This is a genomic window from Bacillus sp. OTU2372 (genome assembly GCF_038440275.1).
In the GTDB taxonomy this organism is placed as follows: domain Bacteria; phylum Bacillota; class Bacilli; order Bacillales; family Cytobacillaceae; genus Neobacillus; species Neobacillus bataviensis_B.
This window is the reverse complement of the sequence record NZ_JASATK010000003.1, coordinates 297,005-320,754: the sequence shown is the minus strand read 5'-3', so window position 1 is coordinate 320,754 and position 23,750 is coordinate 297,005. Positions and strand designations below refer to the sequence as shown.

Below are 23,750 nucleotides of genomic sequence, written 5' to 3'. Positions count from 1 at the left end.
TATAAAATTCTCTGCTTTTTAATTAATATCTGAAAAATAATTGACATAACCACAGTAAAAGTATAGTTTCGGTACAGTTATACAGATAATTATACTATCAACAAAATTAAATAAGGAAAGAGAGGGCAGTTAATGAAACGACTATGGTATGGCGGAAAAATTTACACAATGGAAAAGGAAAAAGAAACAGTAGAGGCAATCCTTGTTGAAGATGACAGAATTATTGCAACAGGGACATTTAATGAACTTAGTAATTTAGCAGATGAGTTTATCAATTTGGACGGTGCCGCCATGTATCCTGGTTTCGTGGATAGTCACCTGCATATGATTTTTCAAGGTGAAAAGTTAACACGGCTAGATTTATCGAAAGCTGCATCAGCTGAGGAAATGTTAGATATGGTAAAAGCAGCAGCAAAGACTACACCTCCGGACCAATGGTTATTTGGAGAAGGATGGAATGAAAATAACTTTGCAGATCAACGGATTCCGACAATCCAGGAGCTCGATGCCATTCGCAAAGAACCAATCGTACTAACTAGAATCTGTCATCATGTTATTTTGGGAAATACAGCAGCCCTTGAGGCAGGCAGAATCTTTGGAGATAGTAAATCCCCAGCAGGCGGAGAGATTGGAAGAGATGAACAAGGTACGTTAAATGGTTTGTTATATGACCTAGCAACTAATTCCGTAACAGAAGCGATTCCACGAGAAGGTGAAGCGTACATCGAGTCTCTAACCCATTCGCTTAATCTTGCCATTGATGAGATGCTGTCCTATGGTTTAACGGGAGGACACACTGAAGATATGAGCTACTTTGGAAAGTTTTCAAATCCGTTAACCGCTTTCCATCGGGTTGTAGGGGAAAAACATCATTTTAGAGTAACACTGCTTCGACATAATGCTGTTTTTGAAAAAATGATGAAGGCCAATGTGACTTTTGACGAGCCATTTATTGAACCAGGTGCCATGAAAATCTTTGTTGATGGTGCATTAGGAGGAGCTACTGCTGCCTTATCAAAACCGTACTCAGATCAACCAAACAATCGTGGTCTATTGATTCAAACGAATGAACAATTAGAAGCATTAGTGAAACTAGCCCGGCATTATAATGAAGCTGTCGCCGTGCATATGATTGGAGATGCAGGCGCAGAACAGATACTTACTGTAATAGAAAAATATCCATTAACAAACGGTAAAAGAGACCGCCTGATCCACTGCTGTGTGTTACGTGAAGACTTAATAGACCGAATGGAAAAATTACCAGTAGTTTTAGACCTTCAACCCGCATTTGTACCTTCAGATTTCCCCTGGGTCCTCAATCGACTAGGTAAAGACCGGCTGGAATGGGCCTACGCGTGGAAAAAATTAGTCGACCGAGGATTAATGTGCTCAGCTGGGACAGATGCACCTGTAGAAGAGATTAATCCATTGTATTCTATTTATGCGGCAGTTGAGAGAAAAAAACCTTATGCAAAGCATGATGGATACATTCCGGAACAAAAGCTGTCTCGCTTCCAAGCAATCCAGCTCTATACAATTGGCAGTGCAAAAGCCATTTGTAAAGAACATGAACGCGGGCTTATTAAAGCTGGATATGTCGCGGATTTTTCCATCTTTGATCGTGATTTATTTGAGGGCTCATCCGAGGATATGCTTGCGGCAAAAGCCTTGAAAACAGTCGTAGCTGGTCGAATAGTATTTAATAGAAGTTAAATAAAGCAGAAATAGTAACATAGAAAACATGTCAAAGCTTTTATTTAAGTATGAAAATTGACCACAAGGTAACAATCTACTTTGTGGTCCTTCTATAAAAAGTTATTTAGTTAGTTCATTACGGTCCTCAATCTGTGGAGGTTCCTCTATCCATCCATTTTTGATCATAATCCTTCCTCCATCAGAGGCAAAAGTGGAAATATCTTTTGCCAGAAATGCCATTTTTGCTGGTAAGTCATTTCGTAAACTAAATGCGCTGCCTAATGCATTACTTCCGAGCCCAAATGACGTTAATAAACTGGTGTTGTACATCATCAATTTGTCTGAAAATGGTGCAATTTTCGACGCAGTTGCTTTACCTGCATGAGTAGCAGGGGGTTCAATAAAACTTTTGCGTAAAAATTCACCTAAATCCATTTCAATCTTTTTTGACAATTTCATTCCTCTGACGAGATAGTCTTGCACATCCTTATTTGAAGCTACTTGGGCAAATCCAATCATTAATTGCATTCCTACTAGGTTTGTTTCAATGGCATGATGGATAAGAGAAACTTCAATCGTATTTAAAGATCTCAGTTCTCCCAACAAATTGAAACCACTCCTATAATGGGTATCCTGTACAAAATGTACTTCTTTAGGCATCGATACAAAAGGTGGACGTACCAAAACTCCCTTTTCTAAAAGGAACTGAGTGGATTGGCTGTTCATCTCTTGGGATTCTGCAGTCAAATTGATAAAAAAATCATTAATATCTTTCCGATAGGACATGCCACAAAAAAGGGAATATAGGCTCATTTCCACTTTCGTCATCATATGCAAATACATGATATCGAAAATGTAATCATACAACTTTGGAGCTCCCTTAAATACATCCTCTTCTGTAAAACCAATTGGAATTACGGCTCCTTCTTGTTTGAAAATTTCCTTAATAGTATCTATTGTTATGGATGCATTATTATAATGAGTTTGTAACAATAGTTTTTCTTCATTATCGGCGTGCTCTATAAAATGCTCCAATATTCTTATAATCATGGTTTTTTCTTGATAAGTCATCCATAAATTGGCTAATTCTGATGAGGTAATTGGAACACCACTCGTCATTTAAACCCCTCCTAGTTTTTATTTTTTCTTATTTTAACCATAAGTTACTAATTTAATAAAAAAGAGGTCGCTTTAGGAATTAATTAGCTGTACCTGCACTGGTCTTTTTTTAAAATTGAATAATTAGGAAGCGGATAGTGGATACGCACATACTTCTATAGTATTAAAATTAATTCTTGTTTAATGGATCTGTTAAGTGATCTGATAGTTTTACCATACAAGGTAGTCAATACCTCTTATAAACGATCTTAAATCAAAAAATGAGGCAGCAGGATAGCCGATAACTATCGAGGGGATTACTTGGAGAATAATGATATTGGATTTTAAAGTTGAATCTGTTCTTCTATTTGTTCACCATTCTTCCCCTGATAAATAGCTTTTTTTTCGGAAATATGGACTGTATAGGTCATAATTCCTGCGTTTGCCATCTCTCTTAAAAAGTCCAGAAAGGGAAGGGTAATGTTTGCAATTGATTGTAATGCCTGATCTCTATTAAAGTGATTTGCAATCACAAAGTTTACTTGAGGTTCTGTTTGTAACTCCGAATGCTCGCCCATGTAAGAGGCTTGCCCTGTGGCAACATTTATTTGGTATTGCATAATCCCAATTTCAGATAATTCAACCAAAAATTCAGCAAAACTTGTCTTTCCTGTGCTTCTTCTTTCAATAATCTTATTTAACTCTTTCTCCGTTAGTTTGTCATTCATGATCATGCCTCCATAAGATTTTTTCTTCATCATTTTAACCGTAAAGCTAATTCTTATGCCTAGAATTGTAATATTCAAATCAAATCATTAAAAAGAAATCTTTTTGAAGGAAATTCTTTTGAAAACGGAGACTATAACCGCTAATGGAAGATGCAAAACTGCTTCCTTTACGTAAGAGAGAAGATTTCATAATGAAATGGGAACAACTGCTACTACCGTCACTTCCTGTTTTTGGCGGCCAATGACGATCGTTATGCCACTTTTTTAACCATCACGTTGACTGTACGGTTTATATCGTGTTATAGTAACATAACTAGAAAGGGGTGAGTAAGTTGGGAAGTTGTATCGTATTGGAGAAATAGCCAGTTTGATGAACCTGTCGAGAAGAACTATTGATTATTACACCCATATAGGCTTACTGAACCCTGTTAGGACGGATTCAAATTATCGAATGTACGGAGAAGAATCTATTAAAATTCTTGAATTAATTGAACATTATAAAACTCTTAATATGCCGCTTGAAGAAATTAAATCTGCTATTCGTATGATTAATACAGATACTGAGATAGATAAAGAGAAAATAGAGAAACATTGTGAACAGATTGCTAATTTAATGGATCATTTAAAAGAGGAAATAAAGGTAATGGAGCCAATACTTCAAAGATTAAATAATAGTGAAAAAGAAATACTTGTAAATAAACTTTCCTTACAGGGAGTAACGTTGGCGCAAACATTGTTATTATTATTTGGTTAATGACAGGTCATTAGATTCCTAATCATAACATTTATATTATTTTTTAATAAACCAGGAGGTGTATTCCTTACTTTTAAGTAAAAGTGAGGTGACCATTGATATTAATTAATTTGCTGATCATAGCAATTCTAATTGGATTTACTGCTTTTTTCGTAGCATATGAATTTGCTATTGTTAAAATCCGCAGTTCCCGAATTGACCAACTCGTTGGGGAAGGTAACAAAAATGCACTGGCAGCAAAAAAAATCGTTTCAAACCTTGATGAGTATTTATCTGCCTGTCAGTTGGGTATTACTGTTACTGCATTAGGTTTAGGATGGTTGGGGGAACCAACGGTCGAGCATATACTTCATCCGCTGTTGGTTACCTTAAACTTATCAGAAACTGTTTCAAGTGTAACATCCTTTATTATTGCCTTTGCCTCTGTTACATTTATTCACGTGGTCGTTGGGGAACTCGCACCAAAAACGTTTGCAATCCAAAAAGCTGAGACAGTCACATTGCTTTTCGCTAGACCAATGATACTATTCTATAAAATTATGTATCCTTTTATAAAAATGTTAAATGGTTCGGCTCGATTAGTTGTAGGGATATTTGGATTGAAACCCGCATCAGAACATGAAACAGCACACTCTGAAGAAGAGCTTCAATTAATTATTAATGAAAGTTATATGAGTGGAGAAATTAATCAATCTGAGTTTAAATACGTTAACAATATTTTTGAATTTGATGATCGAATTGCAAAAGAAATTATGGTACCACGTACTGAGATTGTTGCTTTTGATCGAACTCAAACGTTAGCGGAATGTCTTGAAATCGTAAAAGAGGAAAATTATACAAGATACCCAATTATTGATGGTGAAAAAGATAACATTGTGGGAATGTTGAATATGAAAGAGGTCTTGACGGATTATATCATCAATAAGAATTTAGATACGCCCATTAAACATTATGTACGTCCTGTGATTCAAGTTTTTGAGTCCATTGCCATTCACGATTTGTTACTTAAAATGCAGAAAGACCGCATTCATATGGCAATTTTAATGGATGAGTATGGAGGGACTGCAGGTTTAGTAACAGTCGAGGATATTCTTGAGGAAATTGTCGGTGAAATCCGTGATGAATTTGATGCGGATGAGGTACCAGATATTAATAAAATTAGTGAAAATAAAACCATCGTAGATGGCAAAGTTCTTATTGAAGAAATAAATGATTTATTTGGTTTAGACTTAGACGATACTGATATGGATACCATTGGTGGTTGGATATTATCACAGAAAATGGATATTGCTGAAGGTGAAAAAATTTGTCATGATAACTATGAGTTTAAAGTAATTGAAGTGGATAGCTATCAAATCAAGTCATTAGAAATTGTAAAATTAAACCAAGTGGCTGTTTAGTTGAATAAATGAATTTATTTCGCTAATTCATTTTGGATTGGGTAAAAAGGGGATACTGAAAAATCAGTATCCCTTTTTTGTGGGATTTACAGAAACTATCTTGTGGTTTATCTACCGAAGATTTTTCTGATTTCACACAAATATTATTATAACTTAAATAAAAATTTATATTATAGCTGAAGTGGGGTTTTCCTACTTTCTTTTTTTAAATCATCTCTCCAATAGGGGTAGCGTCAGGAAAATGCGGATTTACAACGTTAAGGAAGTTACAATATTAATAAGCCCAGTTTCTCAGAAAAAATTGAGAAATTGGGCTTTTTTCGTTAATCAAGAAAAGCGCCTGAGTGTTGAAGACTGTTAATTGAATAACAATCCATCCTATATGGGGTAGTACCAGCGTAGCTGACACCACCCGCAAAATGGTTCTCACAATATTTACATGTATTCAATGTAAATATTGATTTTCCAAAGGTATGATCATTTTTTGATGTTTTGTTCAAGTAATGGACATCCGTTAATCAAAATAGGTAATTTCTCTTTTGTTACTGAATATCATCTGTACTATGTGCGTTTGCCCTCGTCTATAACTATACTATGAGAAATATTAAGTTTATCCCAAACCCATGCCTGGAAAATTTCATCTATTACTTTTTTTAATGCTTTTTCATCCATATCCTCGTCAATACCTAATTTTTCAAAAGGGAATGTCTCTGTCGCCTCTATACCTTCATATTTTTTACTACTAAATGAAAAAGTAACTGTTTTACATATAAGCAACTAGCCAATGTGTCTCAATGGCGCATGTATGAAGACGCAATGAATAAAGCCCAAGCAGTATTAGTGAATTTTCATCACAGATTACAATTATCTTATTATTGGGGAGATGGCACAACATCTTCGTCGGATGGAATGAGAATGCAGTTAGGGGTTTCATCTCTACATGCAGATGCAAATCCACATTACAGAACTGGATAAGGAGCCACCATCTATCGATTTACGAGTGATCAATGTTCTTCTTACTACACAAAGATTATTCATACTAATTCAAGGTATGCGATTCATGTTTTGGATGGTTTGTTGCATCATGAGACGGATCTAACCATAGAAGAGCATTATACAGACACGGCCGGTTACACAGACCAAATTTTCGGATTGACCCATTTATTAGGATTTAAATTTGCTCCAAGAATAAGAGATTTATCGGACTCAAAATTATTTACAATAGATAAAGCAAGTGAGTATCCAAAACTAGAAGCCATTTTACGTGGACAAATAAATACAAAGGTCATTAAAGAAAATTATGAGGATGTATTGCGATTAGCTCATTCTATAAGGGAAGGAACAGTTTCAGCATCCCTTATTATGGGGAAACTAGGTTCTTATTCAAGACAAAACAGCTTAGCCACAGCCTTACGTGAGATGGGCCGAATAGAAAAGACGATCTTTATTTTAAATTACATTTCGGATGAATCATTAAGAAGAAAAATACAAAAAGGATTGAATAAAGGAGAAGCTATGAATGGACTGGCAAGAGCTATTTTCTTAGGAAAACAAGGAGAGCTTAGGGAACGGATCATACAGCATCAATTGCAAAGAGCCAGTGCTTTAAACATAATTATCAATGCAATCAGTATCTGGAATACTCTACATCTAACAAAAGCAGTTGAATATCAAAAACGGATAGGTAGTTTTAATGAAGAATTATTGCACCATATGTCACCTCTAGGTTGGGAACATATTAATTTACTAGGAGAATACCATTTTAATTCGGAGAAAATGGTCTCGTTAGATTCTTTAAGACCACTGAAACTTTCTTAACGTTGATAAAAACAGGGGAATCGTCAGGAAAATGGGCTTAACGTTGTAAATCCGCATTTTCCTGACGGTACCCCAATAAGAACCCGACGCAACTTCAGGATTTCCATAGGCTGCATAGAACCACTAGGGACACTATGCAGTGACGGAGTTCGGCTCGAACCATGGTTTTTGATGTGACTAATGGTAGCGGGAAATCCAAAAAGAACCTGGATAGTTTACCAGGTTCTTTTTATATTGCACAAAAACAGACACGATGATATAATCAAATCACATCTGCTTTCCGGTTGAATGTTATATATATCCCATAATATATTTATATTTTACCACTCCTGAAAGCTCTTGTCAAATTTTTTTCGAAGGAGAGATATTGAATGAGTTCTTTGGTTCTCGGTTTTCAGGAAATGGAAAAATCGCAGCTGTTGCTCGTTGGCGGAAAAGGATTGAATTTAGGACAATTATCTAAAATTCAAGGATTACAAGTACCGGAAGGATTTTGTGTAACAACAGTCGGATATCAAAAAGCCATTGAGCAAAACGAAACGTATCATGCATTGTTGGATCGGCTAACGATGCTAACAGTAGAGGATCGAGATCAGATTAGTGAAATCAGCAGGAAAATTCGACAAATCATTATGGAAGCAGAAATTCCTTCTGATGTTGTGAAAGCAGTTATTCGCTATCTCTCCCGGTTTGGCAAGGAACATACTTATGCGGTGCGTTCTAGTGCGACTGCTGAAGATTTACCATATGCCTCCTTTGCCGGTCAACAAGACACCTATTTAAATATCATCGGCGTCGATGATATTTTGCAGCATATTAGCAAATGTTGGGCCTCTCTGTTTACGGATCGCGCGGTCATGTACCGGATGCAAAACGGATTTAACCATAGCCAAGTTTTTATTTCCGTTGTCGTTCAAAAAATGGTATTCCCGCAGACCTCAGGGGTTTTATTTACTGCTGATCCGATTACCTCTAATCGAAAGCTGCTATCCATCGATGCCAGTTTTGGACTTGGCGAAGCATTAGTCTCTGGCTTGGTCTCTGCCGATTGTTATCAAGTACAGGATGGGGTAATCGTCAGCAAGAGGATAGAAATCAAAAAAATGGCTATTTATGGACGAAAAGAAGGGGGAACAGAGAATAAGCTGCTCAATCCTGATCAGCAAAAGACGCAAACCCTTACGGATCAACAAATTTTACAACTGGAACACATTGGAAGACAGATCGAAGAACATTTCGGCTGCCCCCAAGACATTGAATGGTGTTTGGCTGATGATACATTTTATATTGTCCAGAGCCGGCCGATCACCACTTTATATCCCATTCCTGAAGCAAATGACCAGGAGAATCACGTGTATGTATCTGTCGGCCATCAGCAAATGATGACTGATCCTATGAAACCACTGGGGATATCTGTCTGGATGTTAACAGGTGCCACACCCATGTTTAAAACTGGTGGGGGAAGGCTGTTTGTGGATATCACGATGGGCTTGGCATCTCATGCTGGCAGGCAAAATTTATTGGGTGTTTTAGGGCACTCCGATCCGCTCATAAAAGACGCGCTTATGACGATCATAGAGCGGGATTTTATAAAATTGGACCCAAATGACAAAAGCGAACTAGGGCCTGTTAAAAGTCATAAGGGTATGTCGTCTGCGGATATTCTGGCAGAAGCAGGAAACGATCCTGAAATTGTTGCTAAGTTGATTAAGAGTAGTGAGACATCGCTATCAGCGTTAAAACATAACATCGAAACTAAATTAGGATTGGATGTATTTGATTGTATCCTGGAAGATATGCGGCAACGGCGGCAGCGTGCGTCAGATATGAAAAATTTGAGTGTGATTATGGCCGCCATCCATGCTTCAGCATGGATCAATGAAAAAATGAATGAATGGTTAGGTGAAAAAAACGTAGCAGACACACTTTCCTTATCTGTACCTAACAACGTCACTTCCGAAATGGGTATGAAGCTACTGGATGTTGCAGATGTGATACGTCCCTATCCGGAAATAATTGAGTATTTACAACAGGTAAAGGATGATAACTTTTTGGATGAACTGGTTCAATTCGAAGGTGGGCAGCAGGTGCGTGTTGCTATTGCTGCTTATCTCGACAAATATGGAATGCGATGTGCCGGTGAGATCGATATTTCAAGAACACGCTGGAGTGAAAAACCAAGCATACTGGTACCTATGATCCTCAGTAACATCAAAAACCTTGAGCCTGGAGCCAGCAAACGAAAATTTGAGCAAGGGCGACAGGAAGCTTTGGACAAAGAACAGGACTTATTAGCCCTATTAAAAAAATTACCGGGTGGTGAACAAAAAGCCGAAGAGACAAAACAAATGATCGACCTGATCCGGAATTTCATCGGTTATCGTGAATATCCGAAATACGACATTGTAAGTCGCTACTTCATTTATAAAAAGGCTTTACTAAAGGAAGCGGAACGACTCGTACAGGCCAACGTTCTTAATAAAAAGGAAGATATTTACTATCTCACTTTTGAAGAGTTGCAGGAAACCATACGCACAAAGAAACTGGATGACCGGATCATCAGCAAACGAAAAGACGAGTACAAATTATATGAAAAACTAACTCCACCTCGTGTTATCACGTCTGATGGAGAAATAATTGCAGGGAAATACAAACGAGAACATCTCCCCGCCGAAGCTATTATAGGTCTTCCTGTTTCTTCCGGAGTGATCGAGGGACGAGCACGTGTCATTTTAAGCATGGAAGATGCTGAACTAGAAGATGGAGATATATTAGTCACCACCTTTACTGACCCCAGCTGGACACCATTGTTTGTATCCATAAAAGGCTTAGTCACCGAAGTTGGTGGACTGATGACCCATGGAGCAGTTATTGCACGTGAATACGGCTTACCAGCAGTTGTCGGAGTGGAGAATGCTACCAAAATGATAAAAGACGGGCAGCGTATTCGCGTGCATGGAACAGAAGGGTATATAGAAATATTGTAAATGGCTTAATACGTCAAGTAAGAGCCTCTGTCATAATGGACGGCATGGAACGCAACCTGTCATGGATAAAAGGGCAGTTACCCTCTTCGTCCTTTTATCTCCCCATCTTTTGTTACGTAATTGGTAGTAAATATATTGCAGTAATGGAGACTTTGTTGAAAAAAAACGACGATTTTATGCGCTAATAAGGTATCGATCAATCTTCCACAATCGAGCGCTTTTCTTGAGTAACGAAAAAGCCCAATTTCTCAGCATTAAAATTGGGCTTTTTAATATTGATTTCCTTAACGTTGTAAATTCGCATTTTGCTGGTGGCACCCCCAATAGAGGTTCAGTTCAATTTTTACCGGAGCAATCAAAACGTCGGAATGCTGTGTATTTTGAATAAACTAGGTAATTAACATGCAGACTATTTTTTTAGATACTTGTTATTTTGTGTTAAGCTCGGTTTCCAAAGTACATATTTTTCATGCTCAGGTTTGTAGCTGAGGGTGAAATGAGGGCTTTCATATACAGGGAAACAGAAGATAGGGAGTTGTTTGCATGTTTTTTTTATTAAATATTCTTGGCATTTTGGTTGTTTTTGGTCTGGTATTCCTTTGCTCTCCTAATAAGAAAAAGGTAAAGTGGCGATCTGTCCTTAGTTTAATTGTAATTGAACTGCTTATTACCTGGTTTATGCTAGCAACTAAAATCGGGACATGGATCATCAATCAAATTGCTTCGTTTTTTACGTTTCTTATTTCCTGTGCAAACGAGGGAATCTCTTTTGTCTTCCCATCTGCAATGGCGAATCCCTCCATTGATTTTTTCTTTAGCGCCTTAATGCCGATTATCTTTATCATTACCTTTTTTGATATCCTCACTTATTTTGGGATCTTAATTTGGATTATCGATAAAGTAGGCTGGGTGATTTCCAAGATTTCAGGCTTACCAAAGCTGGAAAGCTTCTTTTCATTACAAATGATGTTCCTTGGAAATACAGAGGCATTAGCCGTTATTCGTCAACAGCTCTTAGTGTTAAGAGAAAACCGCCTACTTACGTTTGGAATTATGAGTATGAGCAGTATTAGCGGTTCTATTATCGGTGCCTATCTTAGCATGGTACCTGGGACATATGTATTTGCAGCTATTCCTTTAAACTGCTTAAATGCTTTACTGCTTGCAAGTATTTTAAATCCTATAGAGGTCAGTAAAGAAGATGATGTGGTCTATGTTCCTTCAAAAGAAGAACGAAAAGATTTCTTCTCTACCATTTCAAATAGCATGCTTGTCGGAATTCGTATGGTCATCGTCATCATGGCCATGGTCGTAGGTTATGTAGCGTTAACTGCCTGTGTAAATGGCTTTTTGGGTTTCTTTGTCCACGGGCTAACAGTCCAAAAGATTTTCTCAGTGATTTTTAGCCCGTTTGCTTTTCTTCTTGGCTTGTATGGCCATGATGCCATGTACGTTGCCCAGTTGATGGGAACAAAGCTTGCCACAAACGAATTTGTAGCAATGATGGATCTTAAGAAACATTTAGATTCGTTACCACGGCATACCGTAGCCGTGGCAACTACATTTTTAACTTCATTTGCCAATTTTAGTACGGTTGGTATGATTTACGGAGCCATCGCTTCTATTATGGGTGATGACAAGTCTCGTATAATCGGAAAAAACGTTTGGAAGCTTTTAGTGAGCGGAATTGCCGTATCTCTTTTAAGTGCCATGTTCGTTGGTTTGTTTATATGGTAAAAAAATTAGAGCCTAAATGGGCTCTTTTTATTTATTTGGTAATAATGGCATAAATTAAAACGGATAATATTAGTTAAATACTTGAAGTAAAGGTTCGTCAAACTGGAGGTACATCATGACAAAGATCAGCAAGCTCATTACAGCAACAATCTTAGTCCTTTTATTAATGTCAGGAATGTCATCAGTTAAGGTCAGTAGGGCGGAGACAGAACCTCCACAAATTGTGGGAGCGTTTGGAGTAGCCATAGATGCCTCAACAGGCGAGATTCTTTATAACAAAAATGCCCATTCAAAAGCGTATCCTGCAAGTATGACTAAAGTGCTAACAGCCACTATTTTAGACGAACGAATGGAAGATGGAGAAATGTTAATGGTTAGCCGAAATGCCGCAGCTCAAGAGTGCCTTTGTTTGGGGCTTACACCGGGAGAGAAGATTTCTAAACTAGACGCAATGAAAGCATTATTGTTATTAAGTGCAAATGATGTGGCGGTTACGATTGCTGAAAACGTGGCCGGCAGTGAAGAAGGGTTTGCTGAACTGATGAATCACAAAGTGAAACAATTGAGTCTAAAAAACACCCATTTTGTTACACCAAATGGTCTTCATGATCCAAATCATTACACCACTCCATATGACATGGCCCTCATCACAAGAGAAGCGATTGAGCATCCTAACGTTCTGAAGGTCTTGTCTACACAAACAACACAAATTAAAACAAGCATGCAAGAAAAAACGATCCATAATCTACTTCACACCATGCCGAACGCTATTGCTGGTAAACCTGGATTTACCGATGCAGCACAGCACACATTAGTTGAATATTTAAAAAAGGGCAATAAGGAAGTCATCTCTGTGGTCATGAAGTCGGATAAAAGGTCAAAATATAGTGATATTCAAACAATGGCAAACTATTCATTCGATTATATGCAAACACTTACGGCGCGCTGATCATGTTTCCGAAACGTTAAGAAAGAGGGAAGTCAAACACATCAATAACAAATCAATTGGTTTAAGTTGTCTGCAAAAGAATTATCTTATATGATTATACATATTCAATAGGCGATGGAGTCGCCTTAAACCGTCGAAGTGACTGATGACTCCCACCAGTGATTTACTTATTACTGATAGGAGTCTGTTTTTTTACACCAATATGATATAAGAGGTTGTATGAATGAATTTATTAGCTGTTGGAATAGGTGGCTTTTTTGGGGCCATTTTGCGTTATTTGATCGGAAAAGTGATTCCTCTACCATCGGGATTTCCATTAGGAACCTTGGTCATTAACCTGTTGGGTTGTCTATTTTTATCATGGTTTTTCACTATTACGGTAAAACGAACGAATATTAATCCGAATTTAAAATTAGCTATTGGAACAGGTTTTACAGGTGCCTTTACTACCTTTTCAACCTTTTCTGTTGAAACACTGAATTTGTTTAAAAATCATCAAATTACAATGGCTTTTATCTATGTGGTTTTAAGCATTTTAGGAGGAATTACACTCGCATTGTTTGGTGCTAAATTGGCTGAATATCAGTCTGAGAATCAAAGGAGAGGAGTAGAGAAATAATGTTATTTGTAGGTATTGGAGGTATATTTGGTGCTATCATGCGATTTCAGCTAGGGAAATGGATCACTGCCAAAACATCTGGTGCATTCCCAATTGGAACTTTTATCATTAATATTACTGGCTCGTTTGTACTTGGTCTCCTAGCTGTTTTACATCTAGAGAAGGAAATTCCGGAATGGTTTTGGCTATTGTGTGGAACTGGTTTTCTTGGAGCCTATACGACCTTCTCCACATTCGGATACGAAACCATTCAAATGCTGCAGAAGAGGGAAACTAAATACGCAGTGCTTTATGGTAGTATTTCAGTGTTTTTTGGTATTATTTTTGCGTGGGTTGGGAGCATTATCGGCATCAAGTTTTAATCGTAGGTATAGTACTTTAATACTAAGGATTAAGCTAATTATTACCTGATCTGTAGGTTTAAACCGAGAGATTGATAGCTAAGAATATCAATTATTTTTATTTACACTAACTTAACAATAGATTACTTGAATCTAGTTACATTTTGTTTTAATATATAAGCAAATAATTATATATTGATTTATTGCGATTAGAAATCCATGACAAATACATAAATTTCGACAAGACTACAGAAAATTTGTTTTAAATCCACGGATTTTAAATAAGAAGAATTATTTGATTATATATTTAAGGAGGTTTCCGTATTGTTGAAATCAATAGTCGAAATAGAAAAAGCGGCAAGCGTTTTAAAATTATTAGGGGATAAAACACGGTTAACCATTGTGGCCATTCTTAAACAAAGAGAATGCTGTGTGTGTGAATTCCTCGAAGTATTTGATATGAGTCAGCCTTCTATCAGTCAACATCTACGAAAACTGAAGGACTTAGGGTTAGTTAAAGAGGACCGCAGGGGACAGTGGATTTATTATTCATTGAATTCACAATGTGACTTGTACGAATTGATAGAAGATATTTTAGAACATGTGCCAGTCCAGACAGAAAAAATTAAACAGATAGAAAAAAGCAATCCTACACTTCGTTGTGGTTGTTAAGCAATTGAATCATCAAGGGGATTAGATAAATATGAAAAAAAAGTTAATAAGCGAATTTTTAGGAACTTATTTTCTGATTTTTGCTGGGACGGGTGCAGTAGTAATAGATACGATTACTAGAAGTTTAACTCATGTAGGCGTAGCTCTTACATTTGGACTGGTCGTAATGGCACTAATTTTCACTTTTGGTCACCTATCGGGGGCACACTTTAATCCAGCGGTAACGGTTGGATTTTTCATCCATGGAGATATAAAGAAGAGAGAAGCAATTTATTATATTATTATTCAAATCATTGCAGGAATGGCAGCAAGTTTAACTCTATTAGGTTTATTGGGAAACATCGCTTCATTAGGGACAACCATACCAAGAGGTTCATGGCCACAATCGTTTGTGTTGGAATTTATTCTTACATTTTTCTTAATGATGGTGATTCTAGGTTCTGCTGTCCATGGGCGAGCTTTAAAATCATTTGCAGGAATTGCTATTGGTGCAACAGTCGGATTAGAAGCCATGTTTGCGGGTCCTATCAGCGGTGCATCGATGAATCCCGCAAGATCCATTGGCCCGGCACTTGTATCAGGAACAACTCAACATTTATGGGTGTATATTGTTGCTCCTATTATAGGAGCAAGTTGTGCGGCAATTATTTATAAAATACTACACGAAAAATAAAGGAGAATACTTTATGTCTAAAAAGAAACTTTACTTCTTATGTACAGGAAATTCATGCCGAAGCCAAATGGCGGAAGGTTGGGCAAAGAACCATTTAGGCGAAGATTGGGAAGTACGCAGTGCTGGGATTGAAGCACACGGATTAAACCCAAATGCCGTAAAAGCGATGAAAGAAGCTGGTATCGACATTTCAAATCATACTTCTGATATTATCGATCCTGAATATCTAAACAATGCTGATTTAGTTGTAACATTATGTGGTGACGCTGCGGATAAGTGTCCTGTTACTCCACCAAAAGTAAAACGAGTTCACTGGGGTTTTGATGACCCAGCAAAAGCTCAAGGAAATGACGAAGAAAAGTGGGCATTCTTCCAACGTGTCCGTGACGAAATCGGAGAACGCATTAAGCATTTTGCTGAAACTGGTGAATGAGAAATGAATTATATAGCCAAGAGTAAAAATACTCTTGGCTTTAACTTTAGGAATCATATAAGTAAATACTTATACTAAGACCCTTTAGGAGGTTTCATTAATGAATAAAGTTGAAATTTTCGATCCAGCATTATGCTGTGCTACAGGTGTATGTGGTCAAGTGTAGATCCAGAGTTAACAAGAGTAGCAACGGCTATCTTTCTTTTAGAAAAAAAAGGATACGACATCAAACGATATAACCTTGGATTTGAACCAGCCATTTTTGTTGAGAACAAAGAGGTAAGCAAAGTTCTTCACGAAAAGGGGCCAAATTCACTCCCTATAACCTTAGTTGAAGGTGAAATTGCAAAAATTGGAGCCTATCCAACCAACGATGAATTTGCTGAATGGTTTGGAGTTCAGACTGAGGAACTTAGCGAAAAACCAAAACCACGTCTTACAATTGATTTAAAACCATCGAAATAAGAAAGAAGTGAAAATTATGTTTCAATCTTTCCAACCGAAAATCATTGTGAACACCAAGTTTTTATTTTTCACAGGAAAAGGTGGAGTAGGGAAGACATCGACTGCGTGTGCAACCGCTGTAGCATTAGCTGATGATGGAAAAAAAGTCTTAATTGTCAGTACGGACCCTGCCTCTAACTTACAGGATGTATTAGAAGTTGGGTTAACGAATACACCGGTTGCAATTTTAATGTGCCAAACCTTTACGCTTGTAATCTTGATCCTGAAGAAGCTGCAAGAGCCTATCGAGATAGAATTATTGGGCCTTATCGTGGGAAACTTCCTGATGCAGTAGTGACTACTATGGAAGAACAATTATCAGGGGCTTGTACAGTTGAAATTGCAGCATTCGATGAGTTTACAAATTTACTGGCAGATCCTAATGTCGTTGATGCTTACGAGCATATTATCTTTGATACGGCACCTACGGGACATGTTGGGGTGGATGTTACCTGCTGCTATGCTACTCAAGATAAATTTTGGGTAACCGACCCAGACGGGAACGAGTGGGAGTTCTTCTACACAAAAGGTGATGTAGAGACAATGGCTACACAATCAACATGCTGAGCAACAACAACATCCAAGATAGAAATTAAAAATTCCTCCTGTTATTAATAGCCTCTTAAACAGAGTAACTAAACATTAAAAAGTAAAAAAACGCTGAAATCTCAGCGTTTTTTTTATTACCGTTCATATTTAATTTGGGGGAATTACTCACTGTTTTAATAATGAAAAGGACAAGTTCTTATAATAAAAAAATAGACAGCCCATTTTTTATTCTAAAATGATATTCGTTTATGCTTGTCCATTATACTAACATAATATATTTAATGTAAGGGGCCCCTTATAAGTCATATGTACAGAAAGGGGGAAATTAAATGACTAGTTTTATCACAACATTAGGCAAAGTTCTTGTGATTATTTTGTTATTGCTTGCTTTGCTTGTTGCTAGCTTATTCGGCCTAAATACAAATCCAATCAATGCAGCGATTATTGCAATCCTTCAGGACCCATAGTTGAAAGATCCCATAATGTAGGCTAAAAATCTATTTAATTAGAACTGAACTCTAGAAGATTATTGTAATATTAAATAATCTTCTAGGTTCTTCCATAAAATTAGTTAAATTCATTTGATTTACTTTAATTTTATCATAAATAATGTTTCCCATAGTTGATGAATTATCACTATACAAATGTACTTATACTTCATAAAATGTATTAGACAATTTAGAGTCCTATGTTTAACTAAATAAGGGTGGAGTGGAAAAAAATGAACAATCGGGATAACAAGGAAGATCAGGATGAAATTTTGAATTCCTTAGATATGGCTTCTTTAATGAAAAGCATAGATATGAGTTCTTTAATGAAGAATGTTGATATGGGTTCTTTAATGAACAATGTGGATATGAACTCATCTAACAATCTAGATATAAATTCATTAATGAAGAATGTTGATATGGGTTATTTATTGAACAATGTAGATATGAACTCATTAATGAATATGGCAACAAATCTTCTGAAAGATGATTCATTAAAGAATTCTACAAAGGAACTTGGTAATAATACGCAAAGTCCTATTTTAAATCTTCTAAAAGATGATTCATTAAAGAATTCTGCAAAGGAACTTGGTAATAATACGCAAAGCCCGGTTTTAAATCTACTGAACTTATCAGATAAAAAGGAAAATACAGCAGTGGCCTCACTTTCTGAACAACTTGAGAAAACCACTAAGGAACTTTCCGATATAAAAAATCAAATTAATCACCTAAATGAACAAATTAAAAATTATGATATAAATTATACTAAAACAAAAAAAAGACTCGTATACCTAAAAAAAGAAAATAAACAACTTTCCAAATTAATTCAAAAGTTATTAGAAAACGATTCGAAAAGAAATAAAAAATGATTTTATATCATAAATTAGAATCTTTGCAACTAATTAACAAAAAAGACCGCTAAGCCCTTTAGCGGTCTTTCTTACTGATTCCTTTGCTTTTGCTATAATCCCAATATTTAAGGGTATCCGTTTGTCCAGTCGGTTCACTTTTTAGAATATGTCCGTCTTTGTCTTTATAGACTTCATATTCCTCGTATGTTTCAAAGATGTAGCCATTCTTCTTTTCACGTTTCACCAGCCGTTCCTCTGTATCAGGAACGTCCGTTGATGGTTCCAACGCTGCTGGCACAGCGGCGGCGGGCTGGTCGTTCGAATAGGCATAGTTTTTATTCAGGAATGAATATGGTGAATCAAGATAAGCCGAAAAGCCCAAGAGAATCACAGCAAAAAAAACACTAATAAAGGTTTTTCTTTTCATGTTTATGCTCCTCACTTCGATTGAATCCTCAAACCCATTTTATGCATGTCCATTCAACATATACCTATTTAATTAAAGGTTCTTCACTTTTACAGGATTCACCCGAGGCCGAAAGATAAGAAATAATACTAAGGCAACGAATGTAATAATAACTCCTGAAATGTAAGGTAGTCCGATGGTTAAAGAAAATAACCAACCGCCAAGGGGCGGTCCAATGATTCTGCCCAATGAATCAAAGGAAGATAATAAACCTGTCGCCCGGCCATGACCTGTCGTCGATATCTTCGTCAAGAGGGAAGAAACACTTGGTCGAATGACACCATTACCTAACCCAAATATTGTTAGAAAAATGGCAGCAGTAGAAAAACTATGAACAAGTAGGATAAGACCAAACCCGATCGCAGAAACAATCATTCCGCCTTGAATGACTGTACTCTCGCCGTATTTTTTCGTTAGTCTGCCGACTAACCCACCTTGAACAAGGGCACTCCCGAATCCCATGATCATGAAAATATAGCCAAGCTGAATGGAATCAAGGCCCGCTCTTTTAGCAGCAAAATAAGCAAATGTTGCTTCGAGACCGGATAGTGATAAAGAAATCAGAAACTGTACAAAAAACAGAATAGAAGTATGACCGTTGAGTACTTTCCAAAAAGATGGTTTTTTATGTATCGTTTCACTGCCGGTCTGTTTTGATTCCTTAAGTAAAATCAATACAAGAAATAAGGTGATCAACGATGACCCGCTTGCAAGATAAAAGGGCATATTTAAGCTGATTTTTGAAAAAATACCGCCTATTGCTGGACCAAAGACAAAGCCAAGTCCTGTCGCAGCTCCTATAACCCCCATACCTTTGCCTCTATTTTCCTCTGTAGTAATATCCGCAACATAGGCCATGGCGGTTGGCATATTTGCTGAGGACAGAATTCCTCCAAGTATTCTTGCCGCAAACAGCATCCACAATTGTGTTGATACGGCTTGGATGAAAAAGGAGATAGCTAAACCGGCTATTCCAAGCATCATCACCGGCTTTCTCCCGATTCGATCGGAGACTTGACCCCAAATGGGAGCAAAAATAAGCTGCATAAGCGAATAAACCGCCATTAATAGTCCGAGTTCAGTTGGATTTGCCCCAATTTCCTCAGCATAAAACGGCAAAACTGGAATAATGATTCCGAAACCAACCATTACCAAGAACATAACAAGAAATAATATAGGTAAAGCCTTTTTTGTTTCCAACTATTCTCACCCCCGCTGTAAAAAAACAGTACATTCTCTATAAGGATAAAGGATATAGACGTGTTAAAACAAGCATATAAATCCCATTATTTCCTTGACTGGAAATAGTATGCAGACAAATGCGTTAATAGCTTACAATGAATCCTATTTTTTGAAATAGAAGGCAAATGGACGAATTCCCAATTATGAGGAGGCAGCCGAAATTGTCACCACTTTTGGACTGTATTTTGATGGAGGTATGTTGGTTCGAGAAGCACAACAGCCGAAAGAAATTGATAAAAAGCCAAGCTAATCTTGGATAGTTGATTACTATTAATATGCTATCAACATGATAGCATCAATCTAGTTAATGATAGATCATACAAAAAAAACACATCTTAACAGGAAGATGTGTTTTTTTACCTATTGCACTGCTTTTCTCGTGCTTTCTGAGGCAAAGTCCGCAATTATAACAAGAATCATATAACACAAGAGAAGCAAGGTTATTTGTGTGTAATTGAAAAAGCTCATCGCAAGCTTAAAGTCCATTCCTAAACCGCCTGCTCCGACAAACCCAACAACGATGGTTGTCCTCATAATCACTTCCCAGCGATAGAGGATATAGGTAAGAAATCTAGGCATGACAATCGGTAGGATCCCATAAAAGAACGATTCTGTTTTAGATGCACCCGCAACTGCCAAATTCCGAATGGGACGGGAGTCCATGTCTTCAATTACTTCAGCCCAAAGTTTCCCCAATATTCCAAAATTATGGAGGGCAAGGGCAATCGCGCCTGGTAATAAACCCGGTTTAAAGATAAAGATAATCATCATCGCCCAAACTAGCTCAGGAACTGCCCTGGAAAAAATATAAGCGAGGCGGACCACACCATAAAGGAGCCAATTGTACCATTTTTTAGATCCGCTTAACTTTCCATTGGCGATGTTTCTAGCTGCCGGAACCACTGTAAGAAGTGCGGCAATGGTGGCGAAACCAATCGCCATAATACTCATTTCAAGTGTTTCTATTGTAAGCTTTAACGCTGCAGACCAGCTTTCTCCATCTAGGAATGCAGGATGTTCGACACCGATTCCCATTAGCCCTCCAAAAAATCTTTTGGCCGCTTCGATGTTCTTATCAGAAAGCAGCTCAAAAAATTGTGCGTTCTCACTAATATTGATAAATACCCATGAGCCGATTATAAGCAATAAGGTGAAACAGACAGATCTCCAGCCAGAGCTGAAACCGCGCTGTTTTTTTCGCTCTATTAAGGCCCTGCGAACAAAATTACTCCATAAATCCACTAAAATGACGAGTCCAATAAGAAAGAACACAAAGGCCCAAACCCGATCATACCTTAAATCCTGAAGGGAAAGCTGAATTTGATACCCTAGGCCGCCTAGACCAATAAAACTCATAATGGCAGAAGAACGGATTGCACATTCAAAGCGGTACATCGTGTAACTAATCATATCCGCCCAAATCAATGGAAGGTAGCCATATATGAGTGTTTGAAGTTTAGACGCACCCGATGTTTTTAATGCTTTTATAGGTTCTTCCGAGACATCATTTAGCATATCCGCGAAGATTCTGCCCAAGATTCCACCGTAAGGGATAGCTAGGGCAAATATTGCAGCATAAGGGGAAAGTCCAACTGCTGCCACAAACAGCCATGCCCAAATGAGTTCATGTATCGAACGTGTAAATCCTAAAATCCCCCTAAAAAACACCTTCGAAACCCATTTCGATGTTTTTGTAGAAGTTAATACACCAGATGCGAGAATCCCTACGACAAAGGCATACAGGATGGCGAGCGACATACCTGCAACAGCATACGCCAATGTAATCCACGTTGATTCAAGTCCAAGAACGAGAACTTCAGGGGATAGGTCAGGATGAAAAAGTCCTTCAAATATTTGCACTAATGTTGGAATCCCGCCGGAATGAAATAAATCGGCATTCCACCGTATCGAAAAAAGACTCCAGACAAAAATAGCTGCCAAGAGGAGAGAAAGGAGAAAGCGATTATGCAATCGAAATAAGCGGGTTAACCTCATATGGTACCACCGCTTTTTATTTGATATAACTCAGCTAAGTGGTCATCTGTAACTTGGTCGGTTGGCAAGTCAAAAAATAACTCGCCATTTTTCATCGAAATAATTCTAGTAAAATATTTTCTAGCGTATTCAACAGAGTGGAGGCTGGTAATTAACGTCTGGTTTTCCTCTGTGACAATTTTTGTCAGCATGGATAAAATGTCATCGGCTCTGGCTGGGTCTAGTGAAGCCACAGGTTCGTCGGCTAAAATGACTTCCGGTTTTTGTACCATCAGCCGAGCCATGGCGACACGCTGCTGCTCACCGCCTGATAAAGTGGAGGTAATTTCATAGGCTTTATCATGAAGTCCGACACGTTCTAATGCTTTAAGCGCTAACTGTTTCTCCTGTGGGACTAATAATGAAAAAAGGGACTTAAAGGTTCCCCATTCAGAAAGTTTTCCGGCTAGAACATTATGGATAACCGCAAGCGGCCCAATCAAATCGAATTGCTGGCGGATGACGCCAACCTTTTTGGCAAATGTTTTTCCTTTTTTATAAGCAGAAAGGGGCTTGCCATCGATGAGAAGGTCGCCTCCTGAAATAGGCACAAGTCCAGTAATGGAATTAAGCAGAGTGGTTTTACCCGCTCCGCTTGGTCCAATTAATGCGACTAATTCACCTTGTTTTATGGTAAAAGAAAGGGAAGATAAGGCTATCTTCCGCTCAAAATGTTTTGTTAAATTGTTGGCTTCAACCATATTTTTTGAAGACATTTCTCTGACACCTACTACTTAATGATGTTTAATTCTTTTGCTACCTTTTGAATCTTTTCATAATTACTATTTTTAGTTTCGATAAATTTATCGGTTTGGAAAAAGTCCGTAATTTCTTTTTGATCTGTTGTAATGGAAAGAATCGCATCTTCTACCTTTTTCGAAGCGCCTTTTCCAAAGACATCGTCAACATTGCTATTGATTGTCCAGTTATAGTCATAAAAAGAAGGGGTTGTATAGAATACCTTAACTTTGTTTGTATCAACTTTTTTATCTTTAACGGCTGCTTGCCAAACAGCTTCGTTTAGTGCACCCGCTTTGAATGCACCTGATTCTACTAATTTATAAGTTGTATCATGAGAGCCAGAGAAGTTTGGTTTTCCATCAAAATCTTTGTTCGCGTCAATTCCAGCTTCTGTTAAGAAATAACGTGGCATTAAATGCCCAGAAGTTGAGCTTTCGCTGCCGAATGTGAACGATTTACCTTTTAAATCTTCAAGCTTTGTAATACCTGAATTGGGTTGAGTAATGAATACAGAGTGGAATTCAGCATCTCTTGGTCTTTGCGCAAAAGATTTAGCACCTGGTACAAGATTAATCGCTTGAACACTTGTTAAACCACCAAACCAAGCCATATGAATTTCACCGCGTTGAAAGCCTGTTACAAGTGCAGCGTAATCAACTGACGGAACAAATTCTACTTTCATTCCTGTTTTTTCACTAAGGTATTTAGCTACTGCCGTCATTCCTTTATCAAGCTCGGCAGCATTCTGGTCAGGAATCGCACCGATCTTTAAAACTTCTTTTGTATTCGTAGTTGTTTCCTTTTTGCCTTCACTTGCTTTTTCATCCTTTTGGCTGCCACATGCAGCAAGTGAAAAGACAAGCATAGCTAATAATAACATAGAAAGCCATTTCTTCATAAATTTCCGCACCTCTTAGTATAGTTAATTCCTATTTCCTTTCTCATTATAAAGAAAGAAATTTGTCGAATAA

22 protein-coding genes, 2 pseudogenes and 1 riboswitch are annotated in these 23,750 nt (G+C 37.5%); of the genes and pseudogenes, 17 read left to right on the top strand and 7 right to left on the bottom strand.

Features of this window, described 5'->3' with window-relative positions; all coding sequences use genetic code 11:
• The first annotated feature begins 132 nt into the window (after positions 1-132).
• Positions 133-1,713, top strand: coding sequence for an amidohydrolase (locus tag AAHB15_RS09325; RefSeq protein WP_342042255.1), 1,581 nt, complete (start codon positions 133-135; stop codon positions 1,711-1,713).
• 102 nt (positions 1,714-1,815) lie between these two features.
• Here the strand turns inward: AAHB15_RS09325 and AAHB15_RS09320 are convergent, their stop codons facing one another.
• Both AAHB15_RS09320 and AAHB15_RS09315 read right to left on the bottom strand, forming a co-directional pair.
• The gene (locus tag AAHB15_RS09320) at positions 1,816-2,814 is read right to left on the bottom strand and encodes a DUF3231 family protein (RefSeq protein WP_335573436.1); all 999 of its coding nucleotides are present in this window, start codon (positions 2,812-2,814) and stop codon (positions 1,816-1,818) included.
• 323 nt (positions 2,815-3,137) lie between these two features.
• Positions 3,138-3,521 carry a DUF1398 family protein gene (locus AAHB15_RS09315; protein WP_335573437.1) on the bottom strand — a complete coding sequence of 128 codons (384 nt, stop codon included), beginning with the start codon at positions 3,519-3,521 and terminating at the stop codon, positions 3,138-3,140.
• 340 nt (positions 3,522-3,861) lie between these two features.
• Between AAHB15_RS09315 and AAHB15_RS09310 the strand changes: the two genes are divergently transcribed.
• The 16 genes and pseudogenes from AAHB15_RS09310 (at position 3,862) to AAHB15_RS09235 (ending at position 18,314) form a co-directional block, all read left to right on the top strand.
• Positions 3,862-4,275 carry a MerR family transcriptional regulator gene (locus tag AAHB15_RS09310; protein ID WP_335573438.1) on the top strand — a complete coding sequence of 138 codons (414 nt, stop codon included), beginning with the start codon at positions 3,862-3,864 and terminating at the stop codon, positions 4,273-4,275.
• Between the two features lie 95 nt (positions 4,276-4,370).
• Positions 4,371-5,675 carry a hemolysin family protein gene (locus AAHB15_RS09305; protein ID WP_342042254.1) on the top strand — a complete coding sequence of 435 codons (1,305 nt, stop codon included), beginning with the start codon at positions 4,371-4,373 and terminating at the stop codon, positions 5,673-5,675.
• A 765-nt stretch (positions 5,676-6,440) separates the two neighbouring features.
• A pseudogene (locus tag AAHB15_RS09300) lies at positions 6,441-7,493 on the top strand (transposase); the annotation flags it as partial.
• A 371-nt stretch (positions 7,494-7,864) separates the two neighbouring features.
• Entirely contained in the window at positions 7,865-10,480 is a 2,616-nt protein-coding gene (gene ppsA, locus AAHB15_RS09295; protein WP_342042253.1) for a phosphoenolpyruvate synthase, read from the top strand.
• Positions 10,481-11,023: 543 nt separating this feature from the next.
• A complete protein-coding gene (locus tag AAHB15_RS09290) occupies positions 11,024-12,217 on the top strand; it encodes a nucleoside transporter C-terminal domain-containing protein (RefSeq protein WP_335572793.1) in 1,194 nt (397 codons plus the stop codon).
• A gap of 115 nt (positions 12,218-12,332) precedes the next feature.
• Positions 12,333-13,166 (top strand): D-alanyl-D-alanine carboxypeptidase family protein, encoded by an 834-nt coding sequence (locus tag AAHB15_RS09285; RefSeq protein WP_335572792.1) that lies wholly within the window; start codon positions 12,333-12,335, stop codon positions 13,164-13,166.
• A 101-nt stretch (positions 13,167-13,267) separates the two neighbouring features.
• Positions 13,268-13,328: riboswitch (Fluoride riboswitch) on the top strand.
• A gap of 61 nt (positions 13,329-13,389) precedes the next feature.
• Positions 13,390-13,785, top strand: a complete 396-nt coding sequence (gene crcB, locus AAHB15_RS09280) for a fluoride efflux transporter CrcB (protein WP_335572791.1) — start codon at positions 13,390-13,392, stop codon at positions 13,783-13,785.
• The gene (crcB, locus tag AAHB15_RS09275) at positions 13,785-14,147 is read left to right on the top strand and encodes a fluoride efflux transporter CrcB (RefSeq protein WP_335572790.1); all 363 of its coding nucleotides are present in this window, start codon (positions 13,785-13,787) and stop codon (positions 14,145-14,147) included. Before crcB (AAHB15_RS09280) ends, crcB (AAHB15_RS09275) begins: the two co-directional genes overlap by 1 nt.
• A 303-nt stretch (positions 14,148-14,450) precedes the next feature.
• Positions 14,451-14,798 (top strand): ArsR/SmtB family transcription factor, encoded by a 348-nt coding sequence (locus AAHB15_RS09270; protein WP_144568197.1) that lies wholly within the window; start codon positions 14,451-14,453, stop codon positions 14,796-14,798.
• A 31-nt stretch (positions 14,799-14,829) separates the two neighbouring features.
• Positions 14,830-15,471 carry an MIP/aquaporin family protein gene (locus tag AAHB15_RS09265; protein ID WP_144568198.1) on the top strand — a complete coding sequence of 214 codons (642 nt, stop codon included), beginning with the start codon at positions 14,830-14,832 and terminating at the stop codon, positions 15,469-15,471.
• Between the two features lie 13 nt (positions 15,472-15,484).
• Entirely contained in the window at positions 15,485-15,904 is a 420-nt protein-coding gene (arsC, locus tag AAHB15_RS09260; protein ID WP_335572789.1) for an arsenate reductase (thioredoxin), read from the top strand.
• Between the two features lie 100 nt (positions 15,905-16,004).
• Positions 16,005-16,369, top strand: a pseudogene (arsD, locus tag AAHB15_RS09255) (arsenite efflux transporter metallochaperone ArsD).
• Between the two features lie 16 nt (positions 16,370-16,385).
• Positions 16,386-16,703 carry an ArsA family ATPase gene (locus AAHB15_RS09250; protein ID WP_335572788.1) on the top strand — a complete coding sequence of 106 codons (318 nt, stop codon included), beginning with the start codon at positions 16,386-16,388 and terminating at the stop codon, positions 16,701-16,703.
• The gene (locus AAHB15_RS09245) at positions 16,601-16,975 is read left to right on the top strand and encodes an ArsA-related P-loop ATPase (RefSeq protein ID WP_335572787.1); all 375 of its coding nucleotides are present in this window, start codon (positions 16,601-16,603) and stop codon (positions 16,973-16,975) included. Before AAHB15_RS09250 ends, AAHB15_RS09245 begins: the two co-directional genes overlap by 103 nt.
• Before the next feature lie 311 nt (positions 16,976-17,286).
• Positions 17,287-17,424: a hypothetical protein gene (locus AAHB15_RS09240; protein ID WP_335572786.1), complete on the top strand. Its 138-nt coding sequence runs from the start codon at positions 17,287-17,289 to the stop codon at positions 17,422-17,424.
• Positions 17,425-17,678: 254 nt separating this feature from the next.
• On the top strand, positions 17,679-18,314 hold the full coding sequence (locus tag AAHB15_RS09235; RefSeq protein ID WP_342042252.1) for a hypothetical protein: 636 nt from the start codon (positions 17,679-17,681) through the stop codon (positions 18,312-18,314).
• Positions 18,315-18,372: 58 nt separating this feature from the next.
• Here the strand turns inward: AAHB15_RS09235 and AAHB15_RS09230 are convergent, their stop codons facing one another.
• The 5 genes from AAHB15_RS09230 to AAHB15_RS09210 form a co-directional block, all read right to left on the bottom strand.
• Positions 18,373-18,723, bottom strand: a complete 351-nt coding sequence (locus tag AAHB15_RS09230) for a hypothetical protein (RefSeq protein ID WP_335575712.1) — start codon at positions 18,721-18,723, stop codon at positions 18,373-18,375.
• A gap of 72 nt (positions 18,724-18,795) precedes the next feature.
• Entirely contained in the window at positions 18,796-19,962 is a 1,167-nt protein-coding gene (locus tag AAHB15_RS09225) for an MFS transporter (RefSeq protein ID WP_335575713.1), read from the bottom strand.
• Positions 19,963-20,364: 402 nt separating this feature from the next.
• On the bottom strand, positions 20,365-21,999 hold the full coding sequence (locus tag AAHB15_RS09220; protein WP_335575714.1) for a PhnE/PtxC family ABC transporter permease: 1,635 nt from the start codon (positions 21,997-21,999) through the stop codon (positions 20,365-20,367).
• Positions 21,996-22,754 (bottom strand): phosphonate ABC transporter ATP-binding protein, encoded by a 759-nt coding sequence (locus AAHB15_RS09215; protein ID WP_335575715.1) that lies wholly within the window; start codon positions 22,752-22,754, stop codon positions 21,996-21,998. Before AAHB15_RS09215 ends, AAHB15_RS09220 begins: the two co-directional genes overlap by 4 nt.
• A 14-nt stretch (positions 22,755-22,768) precedes the next feature.
• The gene (locus AAHB15_RS09210) at positions 22,769-23,677 is read right to left on the bottom strand and encodes a putative selenate ABC transporter substrate-binding protein (RefSeq protein WP_335575716.1); all 909 of its coding nucleotides are present in this window, start codon (positions 23,675-23,677) and stop codon (positions 22,769-22,771) included.
• Positions 23,678-23,750 lie beyond the last annotated feature (73 nt).

Bases quoted from the DNA above. Each gene is read 5' to 3' on its own strand.
- AAHB15_RS09215 (WP_335575715.1), bottom strand. From the start codon at position 22,754: ATGTCTTCAAAAAATATGGTTGAAGCCAACAATTTAACAAAACATTTT.
- AAHB15_RS09320 (WP_335573436.1), bottom strand. From the start codon at position 2,814: ATGACGAGTGGTGTTCCAATTACCTCATCAGAATTAGCCAATTTATGG.
- AAHB15_RS09285 (WP_335572792.1), top strand. From the start codon at position 12,333: ATGACAAAGATCAGCAAGCTCATTACAGCAACAATCTTAGTCCTTTTA.
- AAHB15_RS09230 (WP_335575712.1), bottom strand. From the start codon at position 18,723: ATGAAAAGAAAAACCTTTATTAGTGTTTTTTTTGCTGTGATTCTCTTG.
- AAHB15_RS09250 (WP_335572788.1), top strand. From the start codon at position 16,386: ATGTTTCAATCTTTCCAACCGAAAATCATTGTGAACACCAAGTTTTTA.
- AAHB15_RS09220 (WP_335575714.1), bottom strand. From the start codon at position 21,999: ATGAGGTTAACCCGCTTATTTCGATTGCATAATCGCTTTCTCCTTTCT.
- AAHB15_RS09325 (WP_342042255.1), top strand. From the start codon at position 133: ATGAAACGACTATGGTATGGCGGAAAAATTTACACAATGGAAAAGGAA.
- AAHB15_RS09290 (WP_335572793.1), top strand. From the start codon at position 11,024: ATGTTTTTTTTATTAAATATTCTTGGCATTTTGGTTGTTTTTGGTCTG.
- AAHB15_RS09235 (WP_342042252.1), top strand. From the start codon at position 17,679: ATGAACAATCGGGATAACAAGGAAGATCAGGATGAAATTTTGAATTCC.
- arsC (WP_335572789.1), top strand. From the start codon at position 15,485: ATGTCTAAAAAGAAACTTTACTTCTTATGTACAGGAAATTCATGCCGA.
- crcB (WP_335572791.1), top strand. From the start codon at position 13,390: ATGAATTTATTAGCTGTTGGAATAGGTGGCTTTTTTGGGGCCATTTTG.
- AAHB15_RS09315 (WP_335573437.1), bottom strand. From the start codon at position 3,521: ATGAATGACAAACTAACGGAGAAAGAGTTAAATAAGATTATTGAAAGA.
- AAHB15_RS09210 (WP_335575716.1), bottom strand. From the start codon at position 23,677: ATGAAGAAATGGCTTTCTATGTTATTATTAGCTATGCTTGTCTTTTCA.
- ppsA (WP_342042253.1), top strand. From the start codon at position 7,865: ATGAGTTCTTTGGTTCTCGGTTTTCAGGAAATGGAAAAATCGCAGCTG.
- AAHB15_RS09265 (WP_144568198.1), top strand. From the start codon at position 14,830: ATGAAAAAAAAGTTAATAAGCGAATTTTTAGGAACTTATTTTCTGATT.
- AAHB15_RS09240 (WP_335572786.1), top strand. From the start codon at position 17,287: ATGACTAGTTTTATCACAACATTAGGCAAAGTTCTTGTGATTATTTTG.
- crcB (WP_335572790.1), top strand. From the start codon at position 13,785: ATGTTATTTGTAGGTATTGGAGGTATATTTGGTGCTATCATGCGATTT.